Genomic DNA, 16,234 nt, shown 5'->3' with positions numbered 1-16,234 from the left:
CCCGAGCAGGAGCACCATGACCGACACCCAGTTCACCGTCGCCGTCGTCGGCGCCACCGGCCAGGTCGGCGCCGTGATGCGCCGTCTGCTCGAGGAGCGCGAATTCCCGGCGGACACGGTCCGCTTCTTCGCGAGTGCCCGTTCCGCCGGGACGAGCCTGCCGTTCCGCGGTCAGCAGATCGTGGTCGAGGACTCCGAGACCGCTGACCCGTCCGGCATCGACATCGCGCTGTTCTCTGCCGGTGCGACCGCTTCCCGCTCGCTGGCACCCCGGTTCGCCGCCGCCGGCGCGCTCGTCATCGACAACTCGAGCGCCTGGCGGCTCGACCCGCAGGTCCCGCTCGTGGTCAGCGAGGTGAACCCGGAGGCGATCGACGACGCCGAGAACGGCATCATCGCGAACCCGAACTGCACGACGATGGCGATCATGCCGGTCCTCAAGGCGCTCGACACCGAGTCCGGCCTGCGCCGCCTGGTCGCGACCACCTACCAGGCGGTCTCCGGCAGTGGGCTCGCGGGGGTCGAGGAACTCCTCGGTCAGGCCCGTGCCGCGCTCGAGCAGGACACCGCGGCGCTCACCCATGACGGGTCGGCCGTGACGTTCCCGGAGCCGGTCAAGTACGTCCGTCCGATCGCCTTCGACGTCGTCCCGCTCGCGGGCAGCATCGTCGAGGACGGCTCGGGCGAGACCGACGAGGAGCAGAAGCTCCGCAACGAGAGCCGCAAGATCCTCGACCTGCCGGACCTGCTCGTCGCCGGCACCTGCGTCCGTGTGCCCGTCTTCACCGGTCACTCGATCTCGGTGCACGCGGAGTTCGACCGTCCGCTCTCGCCCGAGCGCGCCACCGAGGTGCTCGCGGCGGCCCCGGGCGTCGAGCTGTCCGACGTCCCGACCCCGCTGCAGGCGGCCGGCCAGGACCCGACCTTCGTCGGTCGCATCCGCGCCGACCAGTCCGCTCCGGCCGGGCACGGCCTCGTCCTCTTCGTCAGCAACGACAACCTGCGGAAGGGTGCGGCCCTGAACGCCGTGCAGATCGCCGAGGTCGTCGTCGCACGGCGCGCAGTCCGCGCCTGAGGCATCCCGGAACTGCACCGACGGCGGCACGTCCGCCGGACGGGAGGCCCGTCACCAGCTGGTGACGGGCCTCCCGTCTGTTCTCCGGCGCGACGGGCCGGCCGTCAGCGGTCGGAGGTAGGCTCGACGGGTGGCAGTGAAGCAGGTGGACCCGATCGATGTCGTCCTCGTCGGGGGAGGGATCATGAGCGCCACGCTCGCCGCGATCATCCACCGACTCGAGCCGGACTGGAAGATCCGGGTCTACGAGCGGCTCGGCTCGCCTGCGCAGGAGTCGTCGAACCCGTGGAACAACGCCGGGACGGGCCACTCCGCGCTCTGCGAACTGAACTACACGCCGGAGTTGCCCGACGGTCGGGTCGACATCGCGAAGGCCGTGACGGTGAACGAGCAGTTCCAGGTGTCGCGCCAGTTCTGGTCGCACCTGGTCGAGGACGGCACGCTGCCCGACCCGAAGAGCTTCATCAACCCGACGCCGCACATCTCGTTCGTCTGGGGCGCGGACAACGTCGCCTACATGCGCGCTCGCTACGAGGCGATGAAGGACCACCCGCTGTTCGCCGGTCTCGAGTACAGCGAGGACGCTGAGCAGATCCGCAAGTGGGCGCCGGCGCTCATCCCCGGCCGCAAGAAGGACCAGCCGATCGCGGCGACGTACTCGGCAGCCGGTTCCGACGTCGACTTCGGTTCGCTCACGCGGCAGCTGTTCGACCAGCTCGAGATCGCGGGGCTCGAGTTCGAGCCGTCCCACCGCGTCACGAAGATCGTCCGCTCGAAGGTGTCCGACGGGTGGGTGCTCGACGTCCGCAACGAGGTCGGTCGCACGAAGCAGCGCATCGCCGCGGACTTCGTCTTCGTCGGGGCCGGCGGCGGCGCCCTGCAACTCCTGCAGAAGTCCGGCATTCCGGAGATCCGCGGGTACGGCGGGTTCCCGGTGTCCGGTGAGTTCCTGCGCACCGACGACCCGGAAGTCGTGCAGAAGCACTCGGCGAAGGTGTACGGCAAGGCGAGCGTCGGCGCTCCGCCGATGTCCGTGCCACACCTGGACACCCGCATCGTCGACGGCAGCGCCTCGCTCATGTTCGGCCCGTACGCCGGGTTCAGCCCGAAGTTCCTCAAGCAGGGCTCGGTCCTCGACCTGTTCACCTCGATCCGCCCGCACAACCTGCGGCCGATGCTCGCGGTGGCGTTCTCGAACTTCGACCTGGTCAAGTACCTGATCGGGCAACTGCTCGCCTCGAAGCAGACGAAGTTCGACGCGCTCCGTGACTTCATGCCCGCCGCCGAGCCGGAGCACTGGCACCGGATCACGGCCGGGCAGCGCGTCCAGGTCATCAAGCCGGACGAGGACAAGGGTGGCGTCCTGCAGTTCGGGACCGAGGTGATCACGTCGGCGGACGGGTCGATCGCCGGGTTGCTCGGGGCTTCGCCGGGCGCGTCGACGGCCGTGCCGATCATGCTGAGCCTGCTCCGCAAGTGCTTCCCGGACCGATGGGACGGCTGGCAGGGCGCGGTGCACGAGATGGTCCCGACCTACGGGCATGACCTGGGGGAGGACGCGGCGCTCGCGGACGCCACGCTGGACCGCACCGCGGCGGTCCTCGGACTGCACCGCTGACCTCCGCTGTGTTGCATCTCGTTCGAAGGTGTGTTCGAATGAGGGCATGCGGTGGGACGGACAGGCGATCACGGCCGAGCGGAGCGACATGCTCCCCGGGCTCGAATCGAACAGCGGATTCGTCCGCAGTGTGACGACGCCGGAGTTCGCCGGTGTGACCTTCCACGAGGTCCTGGCCAAGTCGGCGTTGAACAAGGTCGGCGGAGCGGACGGCGGCACCTGGGGGATGACCATCAACCCCTACCGGGGGTGCAGTCACGCGTGCGTGTACTGCTTCGCCCGTCCGACCCACACCTACCTGGAGTTCGACGGCGGCGCGGACTTCGACCAGCAGATCGTCGTGAAGACGAACGTGGCGGACGTCCTGACGCGCGAGCTGGCGAAGCCGAGCTGGGACCGGCACCCGGTCGCGCTCGGGACGAACACCGACCCGTACCAGCGCGCGGAGGGTCGGTACCGACTCATGCCCGGCATCATCCGAGCGCTCGCGGATTCGGGGACGCCGTTCAGCATCCTCACGAAGGGCAGTTTGCTCCGCCGGGACATCCCGCTCCTGGTCGAGGCGGCGAAGTCGGTGCCGGTGGACATCGCCATGTCCATCGCGGTGTACGACGACGACCTGCAGCAGTCCGTCGAACCGGGCACCCCGACGACCTCGGCCCGACTGGCGACCGTCCGGGCCGTCCGTGACGCCGGGCTCGACTGCTCGGTCTTCCTCATGCCGGTCCTGCCCTACATCACGGACACCAGGGCACACCTGCAGGACGCCGTCGGGCGCGCAGCGGCATCCGGTGCCACGAGCCTGATGTACTCGGCGCTGCACCTCAAGCCGGGCATCAAGCCGTGGTGGTACGAGTGGCTCGGCCGCACCCACCCGGACCTGGTCGGCCGGTACCGGGCGATGTACCTCGACAACACCTACGCGCCGAAGGACTACCGGCGCTGGTTGGCGGAGCGGGTCCGGCCGATCCTCCGCGAGCACGGGCTGTCGCTCGGACAGGTCGACCCCGCCACGGGCTCGATGGGCTTCTCGGACGACGCCGTCCCGCGCACGTCCGATCAGTCGCCGTTGAAGCGCGCCGACCCCGGGTACACCCACCCGGCCGAGTACCGGCCGACGAACGGGCAACGTCCGGCCGTGGTGTCGACACCGCCGTCGAACACACTCCGGCCGGAGCCCTCCGTTCCGGGCGGGACACGGTTGTTCTGAGTCGCTGTCGGTCCAGGATCCCGTGTCCGGGGGACAGCGGAGGGTCGGTGGTCGCCGCTACCATGGTCCCGTCTGCCGCCTGAGGATCTGATCGGGGTACACCACCCCGTGCATCGTGGTTGGATCGGAAGCGGCGCCCCCGCAGCTGAACGGCCTCCCCAACGGTCGTCGGACGCGGAGAGCACTCGCTGGCCGGGTGCTCCGTGACCCATCGACCACACGGAAGGACAGCCCCGGTGCTCGGCATCCCCACGCATCTCGCCCCTCGGGTGAACGCGTGGTCGACCGTGCGCGCCTTCCACGCGGCAGCCATCGGGTCCCTCGCGGCCGCGGCGCTCCTGCTGCTGCTCTACCGACTCGACGCCCCGGACGACCACGTCCTCGGCGCGGTCCTGGCCGTCGTGCCGATGCTCGTGATGATCGGCGTGCACACGCACGTCGGCACCTGGCGCTCCGGTGCCGCGTTCCTCGTCGTCGGTGGGATCTGTGCGTGGTGGTTCGCAACCGTCGTGCAACGCGAACTCACCGACGTGCCCTGGGTGAGCTCGTACGTGCTGTCGTTGGTCGTGGTGCCGCTCGTCCTCATCGGCGGCTCCGGCAGCGGAACCGTCCGGGTCGTCCTCTGGTCGGTCTCCGGGTTCGTCGTCGGGCGGATCGTCACCGCGATCGCCGCCGTGCAGTCCGGGGGGCCCGATCACCCCCTCGTCCTCGCCTGGGTGACGCTCGGCTTCGTGATCGCGCTCGTCGTCGCGGTCAGTCGGTCGACCGCGCGCTCGGAGCGCGTCCAACCCGAGCTGCTGCGATCGGCCCGTGAAGAGCACGTCACCGCGTACCGAGCCGGCATCGAAGCCGAAGCCGCCGCGATCCTGCACGACACCGTCCTCAACCACCTCAACGCCATCGCACTCGCTCCCGCCGGTCCGATGGACGAGCACCTCGCCCGCACGATGGAGTCCGACGTCGCGATGCTCACCGGGCGGGCCTGGCTGGCGGGCGAGACCGTGGCGGACGGTACCGGTCCGGCCGACGCGACGTCGGACGGGGTGGCGGCGTTCGAGCGCATGCTCGACGAGCAGCGGGCCTCGGGCCTCCAGATCACCGTGACGGGCGATCCCACGTCGGTCGGACGGTTGGACCCGCACGCGATGACCGCGGTCGTCCGTGCCGTCGGACAGTGTCTGGCGAACGTCCTGAAGCACGCCGGCACCGACGCCGCCGAGGTCAGCGTCTTCGACGATGGTGTCGCCTGCACGGTGATGGTCGTCGACGACGGCCGCGGGTTCGACGAGCAGGCGACCGGGGCGGACCGGATGGGGCTGCGCAACTCCGTCCGTGAACGCATCGGGCGCGTTGGCGGTGACGTCCAGGTGTGGTCGTCGCCCGGGTCCGGCACGAGCGTCATGATGAGCGTGCCGTTCGCTGCGTCGGTCGGTTCGGCGTCGGTCCTGCACCTCGCCGGGGACGACGACGTGGAGCGTGCCTCGTGAATGGCGGTCGGAAGGTCGACGGTCGCACCGGCGGGAGCCGGACCGCGCAGCAGTACGACCCGCTCGGTTCGATGGGGTCGCGACCCCTCGCGGTCGTGATCGGCGCTGGCGGGGTGCTCTGGGCGACGCTGGTCTCGCTGTTCGACCGTGACGTCGTCGGCGCCCCGACCGTCAGCGCCCTGACGGTCCTGCTGCTGGCCGCCTCCGCGGTCGTGGTGATCAGTGCCTCCAGCCCGTTCCGTGCGCCGTTCACCCGCTGGGCGTTCGTCGCACACGTCGCCTTGCTCTCCGCCGCGACCGTGACCAGCGCGGCGGCGCAGTGGGGGCCGGACCGCTCGCTGGTCAACGACTTCATGGTGCTGCTCTCCGCGATCGGCATCGTCGCCGTCGCGCCGTACCGACCGTGGACCGATCTGGTGGTCGGCGGGGTCGTGCTGGCGGCGGTCAACGCGGCGACCGCCGGCACCGTCGCAGCCGTGTACCCGGCGGGCGTGCCGGTCAGCGTGGGTGCGTTCCTCGCCGCAGCGCCGACCCTCGTCCTGACCGCCGCGTCGGCCGTGTTCGCGCGGACCTTCGCCGGACTGGCCGAACGCGTGCAGATCCGCGCCGGTTCCTACTCCGTCGAGCGGGCCGAACGTGACGGCATCACCGCGAGCGTGCAGCAGGACCGGTCCACGATCCTGGCGCGCGACGTCGCGCCGTTCTTCGCCGAACTCCGGACGCGTGCATCGATCTCCGACGCCGACCGGGAACGGGCCCGTGCGATCGCCGACGGCATCCGTCAGGTGATGGTCGCGGAAGCGGACCGTACCTGGCTCGAGTACGCGGTACGGGTGTCCGGGGACGCTGCGGCGACCGTTCACGACCCCGACGGGCTGGCTGCCGCGATGGACGCTGACCAGCGGACCGTCGTCCGCACGTTCGTGCGGGCCCTGCTCCATGCCGCCACGGTGGACCCGGCCGGCGTTCGCGTCACCGTCGCCCCCGTCGGCGGTCTCGCTCCCGGTCGGGGCGCGGACGGCCCCGCGGTCAGGGGGACGACGAGACCGCGGGTGGGGATGACCTTCGACGTCGCGGTCGCCGACTCGGACGTCGGCATCCACCGGACCTTCGACCCCTACTTCGCCGTCCTCCGCGTGACGTTCCCCGACACCGACGTCGCTGTCCGGCCGTCGTCACTGACATTAAGGTTCTCGTATGACCAGCACTGACCCGAACCGGCTCGTGGAGGGCGGTCCGTCGATGCCGACCCCGGGCGCGCGCCGGGTGCGTTTGGCCATCCTCGACGACCACGAGGTCCTGCTCGACAGCCTGTCCAGCTGGATCGCGGTGAACGCCTTCGACTTCGACCTGGCCCTCACCGCGCACACCTGGCTCGAGATGGTGCACAGCGACAGCTTCCCGACGGACCTGGTGTTCCTCGACTTCCAGCTGAAGGAGCCCGTCTCGATCGAGGCCCGGGTCCGCACCTGCCGTGCCGCCGGCGCGAAGGTCATCGTGCTCTCGAGCGTCGACGCCCGCGAGTCCCGCGACCGGTCGCTGGCCGCCGGTGCCGCTGCCTTCCTGTCGAAGTCGCTGCCGATGCGCGAGGTCATGGACATCGCCCGCGAGGTCATGGGCGTCGCCCGTGAGACGCCCGCACAGCGCGAATGGCGGCCACTGCCGACGGGGGCGAGCGCACACCAGCGGCCGAAGCTCAGCCACGGCGAAGAGGAAGCACTCCGCCTCTACGTCTCCGGGTACTCCACGAACGAGGTCGCCGCGCAGATGAACGTGCAGTACGAGACCGCGAAGACCTACCTGCGCCGCGTCCGAGAGAAGTACGCGAAGGTCGGTCGTCCGGCGTCGAAGAAGTCCGACCTGATCCGTCGTGCGGCGGAGGACGGCTTCCTCGCGTAGTGGCGAAGCTCTACTTCCGCTTCGGCGCGATGAACAGCGGCAAGAGCACCGGACTCCTGCAGGCCGCCTACAACTACGAGGAGCGCGGCCAGCGCGTCCTGCTCGCGAAGCCCGCGGTCGACACGAAGGGCGACCGCGAGATCGTCTCTCGGCTCGGCGTGACGCGGACCGTCGACGTCGTCCTGCCAGCCGACGCCGATGTCCGGGCTGCCGTCGCCGATGCCGGCGCGACCGACCCGGAGTCGGCGCGCCTGGACGGCATGGTCCGACCGGTCAGCTGCGTGCTCGTCGACGAGGCGCAGTTCCTCACCCCTCGTCAGGTCGACGACCTGCTGCGCATCGCCGTCCTCGATCAGATCCCGGTCCTGGCGTACGGCATCCGCACCGACTTCCGCACCGAGGCGTTCCCGGGCAGCCGACGTCTGCTCGAGGTCGCGCACTCCCTCGAGGAGCTGAAGACGATCTGCCGCTGCGGACGGAAGGCCGTCTTCAACGCGCGGAAGATCGACGGACAGTTCGTGTTCGACGGGTCGCAGGTCGCCATCGACGGCGCCGACGTCGAGTACGAGTCCCTCTGCGCCAACTGTTACCTCACCGAGTCCGGCGGGCGGCTGGACGGCGAGACCGGGCGCTGACAGCGCGGCAGGACGGGAGGCGCGGAATGGCCGCGGGTCGGCCCACGTTGGCTTCGTCATGAGCGACGCACCCCTGCACCTTTCCGTCCTCGACCTCGCCACGCGCGAGTACGGCCAGTCGAACACCGAGGCCCTGCAGGGCTCGATCGACATGGCCGTCCGGGCCGAGCAGCTCGGCTACGAACGCTTCTGGGTCGCCGAACACCACGGCATGCCCGGGATCACCTCGTCGGCGCCCGCCGTCCTGCTCAGTGCCGTGGGAGCTGCGACCTCCACCATCCGCATCGGCTCCGGTGGCGTGATGCTGCCGAACCACGCACCCCTCGTCATCGCCGAGCAGTTCGGCACCCTCCGCGCGCTGTACGGCGACCGCGTCGACCTCGGCATCGGCCGGGCACCCGGGACGGACGGTGCGACGGCGATGGCCCTGCGTCGCACGGACCGACTGGACGTCGACGACTTCCCGCAGCAGCTCGCCGACCTGGTCGGGTTCTTCACCGGTATGGAGGAGTCGAACCCGCTCTCCCGGATCCGCGCCGTCCCCGGCTACGGCGACGTTCCCGAGTTCTGGCTGCTCGGTTCCTCCGGCTACAGTGCACAGGTCGCCGGTGCGCTCGGGATCGCCTTCGCGTTCGCGCACCACTTCGCCTCGGACAACACCGAAGCAGCGCTCGCGCTCTACCACCAGTCGTTCCGACCCTCCCGCTTCCGGTCCCAGCCGCTCGCCCTGATCGGCGTGCAGGTCGTCACCGACGAGGACCCGGCCGTGGTCGAGGAGCAGAGTGCCCCGGGCATGATCTCGTTCATCCGCATGCGTCAGGGCACGAAGCCCGAGCCGGTGTCGATGGACGAGGCCCGCGCCTACCAGTTCTCGGACCTCGAGCGTCGGTTCGTCGCCGCGCGCACCGAGCGTCAGGCGTACGGCACCCGGGACGAGGTCGCGGCGAAGATCAACGACCTGATTCAGTCCACCGGTGCAGACGGCGTGATCGTCGCTCCGGGAGCGGCGCAGTCGCGCTACCGGCACCAGGCGCTCGAGGTCGTCGCCGGACTGCACGCCGAAGGGCGGCTGGTCCGAGCGGGCGTCGCGGCCGGCTAGGGAGCGGGCTCGCCGAGTGCGGGCAGCATCCGCGCGGATCCGTCGGGTTGCAACCGGTTCGCGCCGCGGGAGACCTTGGTGCGGATCGGTTCTCGTTGTGCGGCGGCGGAGGCGGTTGCGGGCGATGCCTCCGGCGGGAGGTCCGGACCGACCCCTGGGATGCAGAACGGCCCTGGTTCCGAGTGGAACCAGGGCCGTGGCTGTCGGGGTGACAGGATTTGAACCTGCGACCTCGTCGTCCCGAACGACGCGCGCTACCAAGCTGCGCCACACCCCGCGGTGTGATCACTCCGTTCCCGGAGCAACCCCAGAAGTCTACCCGACGTTCGGGGGTGCACACGACCACACGATGTCAGCCGGGCGCGTCGCGGTCCGGCGGCGGCGGGGCGGGCTGAGCCGCGCCTCCAGTGCTTGCCTCGCAGCCCGTCGCGATCCCTGCGGACCGGTGCGCGGGATCCGGACGCGAAAGCGACAGAACCGCGCCGCTGGACCGTACACATCTGTCGCTTTCGACTCGGGGACTGTCGCACCAACCATCCCGCGGCGGCGCCAGCGGGTGCCGGAACCGGCGTGCGGGGACGCGGAGGGACAGCGCGATGTGTCGGCGCGACCTCAGCCTCGGGCGGTGAGGGTGACGACGACGGCCTCGGGCCGCACCGCGAACCGGACCGGGGCGTAGATCGAGGTCCCGAGACCGGCCGAGACGTTGAGCCATGACCAGTGCGTGCGGTTCTGCCACTGGTGCAGACCGCTGGCGTACCGACGGGGGAGGTCCGAGTTCGTCACCAGTGCCCCGACCCCGGGGACCGCGACCTGCCCGCCGTGGGTGTGTCCGGCGAAAACGACGTCCGCACCCTGTGTGACGAAGGCGTCCAGCACACGGCGGTACGGCGCGTGGGTGACCCCGACGGAGACGGGGGAGGGGCCGGATTCGTCCTCCGACCAGGGGACCTCGGAGCGCATCTCGTCGACGTTCGCCGGCAGCAGGTCCAGGCGGTCCCAGTCCCGGTGTGCATCGGAGGTCCCGAAGAGCTCGAAGCGCGAACCGCGGACCTCGATCGCGCGGGCGTGGTCGTTGAGGTCGAGCCACCCGAGCGACTCGAAGAACGCCGTCTGCCGGTCGACGTCGAGCCTGACCGGCTGGGTCTCCGGCCGCATCGAACTCGGGCCGGAGAGGTACTTCACGGGGTTGCGCGGCGACGGCGCGAAGAAGTCGTTCGAGCCGTACACGAAGGCACCGGGGACACCGCGGAACGGCTCGAGGGCGTACTCGACGGCAGTGTTGGCGGTCTCGTGCCCGAGGTTGTCGCCGGTGTTCACGATGAAGTCCGGCTCGACCAGGCTGAGATCGCGGATCCACTGCTGCTTGTCGGCCTGCCACGGAGCCATGTGGATGTCGGAGAGGTGCAGCACCGTTACGTCCCGAGAACCCGCGGGCAGGACGGGGACGGTCTCCCACCGGATGCCGAACCGTCGACGCTCGACCAGTGACCCCCACGCAGCCGAGGCGACGCCGACCGCGGCACCCGCGGCCAGGACGCCGAGGGCGCCGCGGCCGCGCGTCATCGGCAGGCCTTCGGAGCCTTGCCGTCCTTGTTGCCGAACAGCTTCAGGGTCACGCCGCTGCCCTTGGCGACAGCGGTCCCGGCGCCCGGGGCGATCGCCGCCACGGTGCACTCGTTCTTGCCGTCGCCACGCTCGTACTCGCCGGCTATCGCCACGTTCGTGAAGCCGGCCCCCGACAGTTCGGAACGAGCGTCGTCGACCTTCTCGCCCCCGACGTCGGGAACCGAGGCCTGCGAGCCGTCAGTCGTGTAGACGGTCACGCTCGAGCCCCTGGAGAGCTGCAGACCGGCCGCGGGGCTCGTGGTGGAGACCGTCCCCGCGGTCCCGCCGCCAGCCTGGACGCCACCGTCGACGTAGGTCAGTCCCGCGTTGGCCAGCGCCGCTCGTGCTGCGTCGGGGGTCTGACCGGCGACGTTCGGGACGGTGATGCTGTTGCCGCGGATCGCCGCTGTGGTCGGGGTCTCGAACTGGCCGCCCGGGTACTGGGTGTTCACCGCGGTCTGGGCCTGTCGCCAGAGTGCAGTGCGGGAGCCGGCGTACTGGCCGTTCGGGCCGTAGACGAAGCGAAGGCTCTGCTTGCCCTCGATGTTCCCGAGCCACGCGGCGGTCGCGGTCTTGGTGGTGGCACCGACCAGCCAGATCTGGTCTGCCTCGTCGGTCGTGCCGGTCTTGGCGAACTCGTCGAAGCCGTCGGCAGTCCGACCCCCGACGGCGGTTCCGACCGTCAGGACCTTCTTCAGCGCGAAGATCGCAGTCGCCGCGACCTGCGGGTCGATCGCCTGCTTGCACTCCTTCGGCTGGCCGCCGAGCGACTTGCCGTCGGCGTTCGTGACGTTGTCGATCGCGATCGGCCGGCAGAACGTGCCCTTGTTCGCGATGCCGGCGTAGGCCGCGGCCATCGTCAGCGGAGCGATGTAGTTCGTTCCGAGGACGAACGACGGGTTGGTCCGGACGTCACTGGTCGTCTTCTTCGACATGTCGTCCGCGTACTCGGTCGAGGTCGCGCGGGGCTTCGCGACGTGGACACCGAGGCTCTCGGCCGTGTCGCGGATGTCGCAGAAATCGAGCTTCTGGGCCATCTGGACGTAGGAGTTGTTGATCGAGCGGTAGGTGGCGTTCTCGACGGTCATGTTGCCGCCTTCACCGGGCGCATCATTCTTCACCGTGTAGGGGGTGTAGATCGGCGTCTTGCACTGGGTGAAGCTCGAGAAGGTGCGCGGTGTACCGTTCACGATCTCCTGCAGTCCATGGCCGTTCTGCAGCCAGTTCAACAGCGTGAACGGCTTGAACGTCGAACCGGTCTGGAAGCCCTCACCGCCGCCGTACTGCTGGTCGACGCTGAAGTTCAGACCGGTGTCCGTGGCCGGAGCGCAGGCGTTGGGGTCCGCACCTTCCGAGGCACAGGCGGAGAGCTGGTTGTAGTTCTTGTTCTGCACCATCGTGAGCACCCGACCGGTGTCGGCCTCGACCGAGTTGATGACGCCGCCGAGTTTGAACCGGGACTCGGTGTTCGGGGCGTACGCGTTGATCAGGTCCTTCTGCGCGTTGTTGATGTCAAGGTTCAGCGTGGTCTGGATCGTGTAGCCACCGTTGCGCCAAGCGGCGTCGCGCTGCTTCTGCGTCGCGCCGAGCTGCGACATCTCCTTGACGACCTGTACCGCGTAGTCGCAGAAGAACTGCGCGCCGTTGCCCGCGGCGGCCTTGCAGCCCTGCGTCGGGTCGGTCAGGTGCACGTAGTCAGCAGGCTTGGACGCGATGGCCTCGTCGAACTGCTTCTTGTCGATGTGCTTCTGCGCGTACATCGACTTGAGGATGACGTCACGTCGGGCGACGTTGGCGTCGTAGAACTTGGGGTCGGACAGGTTGCGGGTGTTCGGGGACTGCACGATCGCCAGGATCGACGCGCCCTCGGCCGGCGTGAGGTCGGTGGCGTTCTTGCCGAAGTAGTGCTGGGCTGCCGCCTGGACGCCGTACGTCTGGTCACCGAAGAAGGCGATGTTGAGGTACCCGGTGAGGATGTCCTTCTTCGAGTACTTCTTCGCGAGCCCGATCGCGAGCTTCATCTCCTCGAGCTTGCGGGAGACCGAGACCTTCGTCGCCTCGTTGTAGGCCTTGAGACGCTCCTCCGGAGTCGGGAGCTCGAGGGCCTGCTGCATCTTGATGTTGCGGACCAGCTGCATCGTCAGCGTCGAGCCACCGCCCGAGTCGCCGAGGCCACCCCCGGCGACCGTGCCCACACCCGCGCGGACCAGCGAGGTCATGTCGACACCGCCGTGGTCCCAGAAGCGCTTGTCCTCGCCGTCGATGGCCGCGTTCTTCAGGTTGTCGCTGATCTGGTCGTACTTGAGCTCCTGGCGGTTCTGGTCGTAGACCGTCGCCAGGTGCACGGGCTTGCCGCCCTGGTAGGCCAGGACTTCGTTGCGCTGGGGCAGGTCACCGAGCTCGATGTACTCGGGCAGGGACTCGAACACACCGATCGTCGAGGTCGTCGTGACACCGGCGACGGCGATGGCCGGCGTGACACCGATGGTGACGAGCAGACCGGCGAGCGCGCTGAAGCCGACGAAACCGATGAAGGCGCCGACTGCGGAGACGGGCTTGGTCCGACGGGCAGACGTCTTCTGGGCAGACATAGGATGCAGCCTAAACGACACCTCGGACTGAAAGGCTGGCAAGGAACCGCATGCGCCGCTGGGAATACCTCACGACTCCGTTGATCATCCACAACACCACTGCCATCCTCAACAACTTCGGTGACGAGGGCTGGGAGTTGGTCCAGGTCGTCACCGGCCCCGAGGGCGGCCTGGTCGCCTACCTGAAGCGTCCGAAGGCCGACGCGTGAGCATCGAGGACCGCCTGCGCGAGCTCGGCCTCACGATCCCGGCCGTCGCGGCCCCGGTCGCCGCCTACGTCCCGGCTGTCGTCTCTGGCCGTCACGTCTTCACAGCGGGGCAGCTGCCCTTCGTCGACGGCGCCCTCCCGGTCACCGGCAAGGTCGGCTCGGGGGTCGACGCCGCGACCGCGACCGCGCAGGCACGTCAGGCCGCGCTGAACGGCCTCGCCGCCGTGCAGAGCGTCGCCGGGTCGCTCGACCGGGTGGCGAAGGTCGTCAAGGTGACGGTCTTCGTCGCCTCGGACCCGTCGTTCACCGGTCAGCCCGGGGTCGCGAACGGTGCCTCGCAGCTCGTCGGCGACGTCTTCGGTGAAGCGGGCGTCCACGCCCGCAGTGCCGTCGGCGTCGCGGTGCTGCCGCTCGACGCCCCCGTCGAGGTGGAACTGATCGTCGAGCTGACGGACTGAACCACCGGCGGACGGAAGCCGTCCGCGGACAGCAGGAGAGCCTCCAGACAGACCGGCCTGGAGGCTCTTCCTGCGTCCCGCGAGCTACATCAGTTCCGCGATCGTCGCCATGATCGTCGGGTCGGCCAGCGTCGTCGTGTCACCGATTCGGCGGCCCTCGGCCGCGTCGCGGAGGAGGCGCCGCATGATCTTGCCGGAGCGCGTCTTCGGCAGCTCGGGGACGATGACGACCTGGCGTGGCTTCGCGATCGGGCCGATCCGCTTGCCGACCCAGTTGCGGAGTTCCGTCGCTGCGGAGTCGCGGTCGACGTCGGCGGCTGCTTCGGCGGTGAGGATCACGAACGCGACCACGGCCTGCCCGGTCGTCTCGTCGGCGGCACCGACGACGGCCGCCTCGGCGACGCCCTCGTGTCCGACCAGCGCCGACTCGATCTCGGCGGTGGACAGGCGGTGCCCGGAGACGTTCATGACGTCGTCGACGCGCCCCTGCACCCAGATGTCGCCCTGTCCGTCGAGTCTCGCCCCGTCGCCGGCGAAGTACTTGCCGGGGAACCGGGACCAGTAGGTCTCGACGAACCGGTCCGGGTCGCCCCAGATACCGCGTGCCATCGACGGCCACGGTTCGGTGATGGTGAGGTAGCCGCTGCCGCCGGGGTCGACGCGGTGTCCGTCGTCGTCGACGATCTCGGCGACGATGCCCGGCAGCGGCGTCTGGGCCGCGCCGGGCTTGAGCTTCGTGACGCCGGGCAGGGCGGAGATCATGATCCCGCCGGTCTCGGTCTGCCACCACGTGTCCACGATCGGCGTCCGGTCGTGGCCGATGACCTGCCGGTACCACTGCCACGCCTCGGGGTTGATCGGTTCGCCGACGCTGCCGAGCAGGCGCAGGGTCTCGAGGCTGCGTGCCTCCGGGATCTGACGGCCGGCCTTCATCGCCGCCCGCACGGCCGTCGGAGCCGTGTAGAGGACGGTGACGCCGTACGCGTCGACCAGGTCCCACCAGCGGCCGGGCTTCGGCTCGTCCGGCGTGCCCTCGTAGAGGACCTGCGTCACGCCGTTCGCCAGCGGTCCGTAGACGACGTAGGTGTGCCCGGTGATCCAGCCGATGTCGGCCGTGCACCAGTACACGTCCTTCTCCGGGTGCATGTCGAACACGTTCTTGTGCGTGTACGCCGCCTGCGTCAGGTAGCCGCCCGAGGTGTGCACGATGCCCTTGGGCTTCCCGGTCGTGCCCGAGGTGTACAGGATGAAGAGGGGGTTCTCGGCGGGGAAGGCCTGCGCCTCGTGCTCCGGAGCGGCGGCGGCGAAATCGTCGTGCCACCAGCGGTCCCGGTCCGTCCAGTCGACGTCGTTGCCGCCGCGCTGCACCACCAGGACGTGCTCGACGCTGGCGGTGCCCTCGCCCTGCAGGGCCTCGTCGACCGCGGGCTTGAGCGGTGAGACGGCGCCACGTCGCCAGCCGCCGTCCGCCGTCACGACGACCTTGGCGCCCGCGTCCTCGATACGGGCGCGCAGGCTCTCGGCGCTGAACCCACCGAAGACGACGGAGTGGATCGCGCCGAGGCGTGCGATGGCCAGCATGGTGACCACGGCCTCCGGGATGAGCGGCAGGTAGACGACGACGCGGTCGCCCTGACCCACGCCGAGCCCTTCGAGCATGTTCGCGGCCCGCTGGACGTCCGCGGTCAGCTGCGCGTACGTGATGGTGCGGGTGTCGCCGTTCGCCCCCTCGAAGTTGATGGCGACGCGGTCACCGTTGCCGGCGCGGACGTGACGGTCGAGGCAGTTCTCGGCGACGTTCAACTCGCCGTCGGCGAACCAGCGGGCGAACGGTGCCGCCGACCAGTCGAGCGCGCTCGTGAACGGCGTCCGCCAGTCCAGCAGTGCTCGGGACTGTTCGGCCCAGAAGGCCACACGGTCGGCGCTGGCCGCGTCGTGCAGGCCGCTGTCGGCGACCGCGTCGGCCACGAACTCCGGGGACGGCGGGAAGGTCGTCTGGTCGTCGTGGATCTGGTCCTGCTGCGGCATCGTCATCGATGTCCTCTCGTCTCGTCCGCCCGGGGCGTGGTCGGACCCACCGAGGCAGTCGACGACCGGGCGCCTTCGCAGACTACTCCGGGCGACACCGCAGCCGAGGCGCCGGTGGACGACTCGGTCACCGGCGATGCTCGGGTGCAGCCTCGCGCAGCCGGGAGGCCGATCCGCGCGCAGGATCGCGTTCTCCGGTCAGCGGTGTCGTCGCATCCCGTTCCTGGGGTACAGTTGTCCGTGCCGGGCTCGTTCCCGGTGGCGCCGGTCAAGATTCCCCCCAATCCGCCGGTGTCCTGGCGGCACCCGTTCCCCCC

Annotated in this window: 13 protein-coding genes and 1 tRNA gene; 10 read left to right on the top strand and 4 right to left on the bottom strand. The window is 69.9% G+C overall.

The genetic code is table 11. From position 1 onward, the window contains the following. The first annotated feature begins 16 nt into the window (after nt 1-16). The 8 genes from DEJ25_RS08045 to DEJ25_RS08010 all read left to right on the top strand — a co-directional run bounded on the left by DEJ25_RS08045 (nt 17) and on the right by DEJ25_RS08010 (nt 9,023). Nucleotides 17-1,075, top strand: a complete 1,059-nt coding sequence (locus tag DEJ25_RS08045) for an aspartate-semialdehyde dehydrogenase (RefSeq protein ID WP_110902667.1) — start codon at nt 17-19, stop codon at nt 1,073-1,075. Nucleotides 1,076-1,205: 130 nt separating this feature from the next. After that, a complete protein-coding gene (locus DEJ25_RS08040) occupies nt 1,206-2,693 on the top strand; it encodes a malate:quinone oxidoreductase (RefSeq protein ID WP_110902668.1) in 1,488 nt (495 codons plus the stop codon). A 46-nt stretch (nt 2,694-2,739) separates the two neighbouring features. Then, nucleotides 2,740-3,903, top strand: coding sequence for an Rv2578c family radical SAM protein (locus DEJ25_RS08035; protein ID WP_111044365.1), 1,164 nt, complete (start codon nt 2,740-2,742; stop codon nt 3,901-3,903). Nucleotides 3,904-4,139: 236 nt separating this feature from the next. After that, nucleotides 4,140-5,390, top strand: a complete 1,251-nt coding sequence (locus DEJ25_RS08030) for a sensor histidine kinase (RefSeq protein ID WP_111044364.1) — start codon at nt 4,140-4,142, stop codon at nt 5,388-5,390. Next, nucleotides 5,387-6,601 carry a hypothetical protein gene (locus tag DEJ25_RS08025; RefSeq protein ID WP_111044363.1) on the top strand — a complete coding sequence of 405 codons (1,215 nt, stop codon included), beginning with the start codon at nt 5,387-5,389 and terminating at the stop codon, nt 6,599-6,601. Before DEJ25_RS08030 ends, DEJ25_RS08025 begins: the two co-directional genes overlap by 4 nt. After that, entirely contained in the window at nt 6,588-7,289 is a 702-nt protein-coding gene (locus DEJ25_RS08020; protein ID WP_258366259.1) for a response regulator, read from the top strand. Before DEJ25_RS08025 ends, DEJ25_RS08020 begins: the two co-directional genes overlap by 14 nt. Continuing rightward, nucleotides 7,289-7,924 (top strand): thymidine kinase, encoded by a 636-nt coding sequence (locus tag DEJ25_RS08015; RefSeq protein ID WP_110902672.1) that lies wholly within the window; start codon nt 7,289-7,291, stop codon nt 7,922-7,924. Before DEJ25_RS08020 ends, DEJ25_RS08015 begins: the two co-directional genes overlap by 1 nt. A 58-nt stretch (nt 7,925-7,982) precedes the next feature. Then, on the top strand, nt 7,983-9,023 hold the full coding sequence (locus tag DEJ25_RS08010; protein ID WP_111044362.1) for an LLM class flavin-dependent oxidoreductase: 1,041 nt from the start codon (nt 7,983-7,985) through the stop codon (nt 9,021-9,023). 203 nt (nt 9,024-9,226) lie between these two features. On the opposite strand, the gene DEJ25_RS08005 is transcribed toward DEJ25_RS08010, so the two are convergent. The 3 genes from DEJ25_RS08005 to DEJ25_RS07995 all read right to left on the bottom strand — a co-directional run bounded on the left by DEJ25_RS08005 (nt 9,227) and on the right by DEJ25_RS07995 (nt 13,222). After that, nucleotides 9,227-9,300, bottom strand: a tRNA-Pro gene (locus DEJ25_RS08005). 335 nt (nt 9,301-9,635) lie between these two features. Next, the gene (locus DEJ25_RS08000) at nt 9,636-10,589 is read right to left on the bottom strand and encodes a metallophosphoesterase (RefSeq protein ID WP_111044361.1); all 954 of its coding nucleotides are present in this window, start codon (nt 10,587-10,589) and stop codon (nt 9,636-9,638) included. Then, complete coding sequence (locus tag DEJ25_RS07995; protein ID WP_111044360.1) at nt 10,586-13,222, bottom strand: transglycosylase domain-containing protein; 2,637 nt, start codon at nt 13,220-13,222, stop codon at nt 10,586-10,588. Before DEJ25_RS07995 ends, DEJ25_RS08000 begins: the two co-directional genes overlap by 4 nt. 50 nt (nt 13,223-13,272) lie before the next feature. Here DEJ25_RS07995 and DEJ25_RS16650 point away from each other — a divergent pair, with 50 nt between their 5' ends. Then, nucleotides 13,273-13,431, top strand: coding sequence for a hypothetical protein (locus DEJ25_RS16650; RefSeq protein ID WP_166781082.1), 159 nt, complete (start codon nt 13,273-13,275; stop codon nt 13,429-13,431). Next, nucleotides 13,428-13,889: a RidA family protein gene (locus tag DEJ25_RS07990; RefSeq protein WP_110902676.1), complete on the top strand. Its 462-nt coding sequence runs from the start codon at nt 13,428-13,430 to the stop codon at nt 13,887-13,889. The genes DEJ25_RS16650 and DEJ25_RS07990 overlap by 4 nt, the downstream gene beginning before the upstream one ends. Nucleotides 13,890-13,973: 84 nt before the next feature. Here the strand turns inward: DEJ25_RS07990 and acs are convergent, their stop codons facing one another. Continuing rightward, nucleotides 13,974-15,923, bottom strand: coding sequence for an acetate--CoA ligase (gene acs / locus DEJ25_RS07985; RefSeq protein WP_181427378.1), 1,950 nt, complete (start codon nt 15,921-15,923; stop codon nt 13,974-13,976). Nucleotides 15,924-16,234 lie beyond the last annotated feature (311 nt).

Source organism: Curtobacterium sp. MCPF17_011 (assembly GCF_003234145.1).
Classification (GTDB): Bacteria; Actinomycetota; Actinomycetes; order Actinomycetales; family Microbacteriaceae; genus Curtobacterium.
Note: the sequence above shows the minus strand (reverse complement) of the source record. Positions and strands in the feature narration are given on the sequence as shown.

Coding starts and splice junctions, on each gene's coding strand:
- DEJ25_RS08045 (WP_110902667.1), top strand. CDS start 17: ATGACCGACACCCAGTTCACCGTCGCCGTCGTCGGCGCCACCGGCCAG.
- DEJ25_RS08035 (WP_111044365.1), top strand. CDS start 2,740: ATGCGGTGGGACGGACAGGCGATCACGGCCGAGCGGAGCGACATGCTC.
- DEJ25_RS08020 (WP_258366259.1), top strand. CDS start 6,588: ATGACCAGCACTGACCCGAACCGGCTCGTGGAGGGCGGTCCGTCGATG.
- DEJ25_RS08010 (WP_111044362.1), top strand. CDS start 7,983: ATGAGCGACGCACCCCTGCACCTTTCCGTCCTCGACCTCGCCACGCGC.
- DEJ25_RS08000 (WP_111044361.1), bottom strand. CDS start 10,589: ATGACGCGCGGCCGCGGCGCCCTCGGCGTCCTGGCCGCGGGTGCCGCG.
- DEJ25_RS07995 (WP_111044360.1), bottom strand. CDS start 13,222: ATGTCTGCCCAGAAGACGTCTGCCCGTCGGACCAAGCCCGTCTCCGCA.
- DEJ25_RS16650 (WP_166781082.1), top strand. CDS start 13,273: ATGCGCCGCTGGGAATACCTCACGACTCCGTTGATCATCCACAACACC.
- acs (WP_181427378.1), bottom strand. CDS start 15,923: ATGACGATGCCGCAGCAGGACCAGATCCACGACGACCAGACGACCTTC.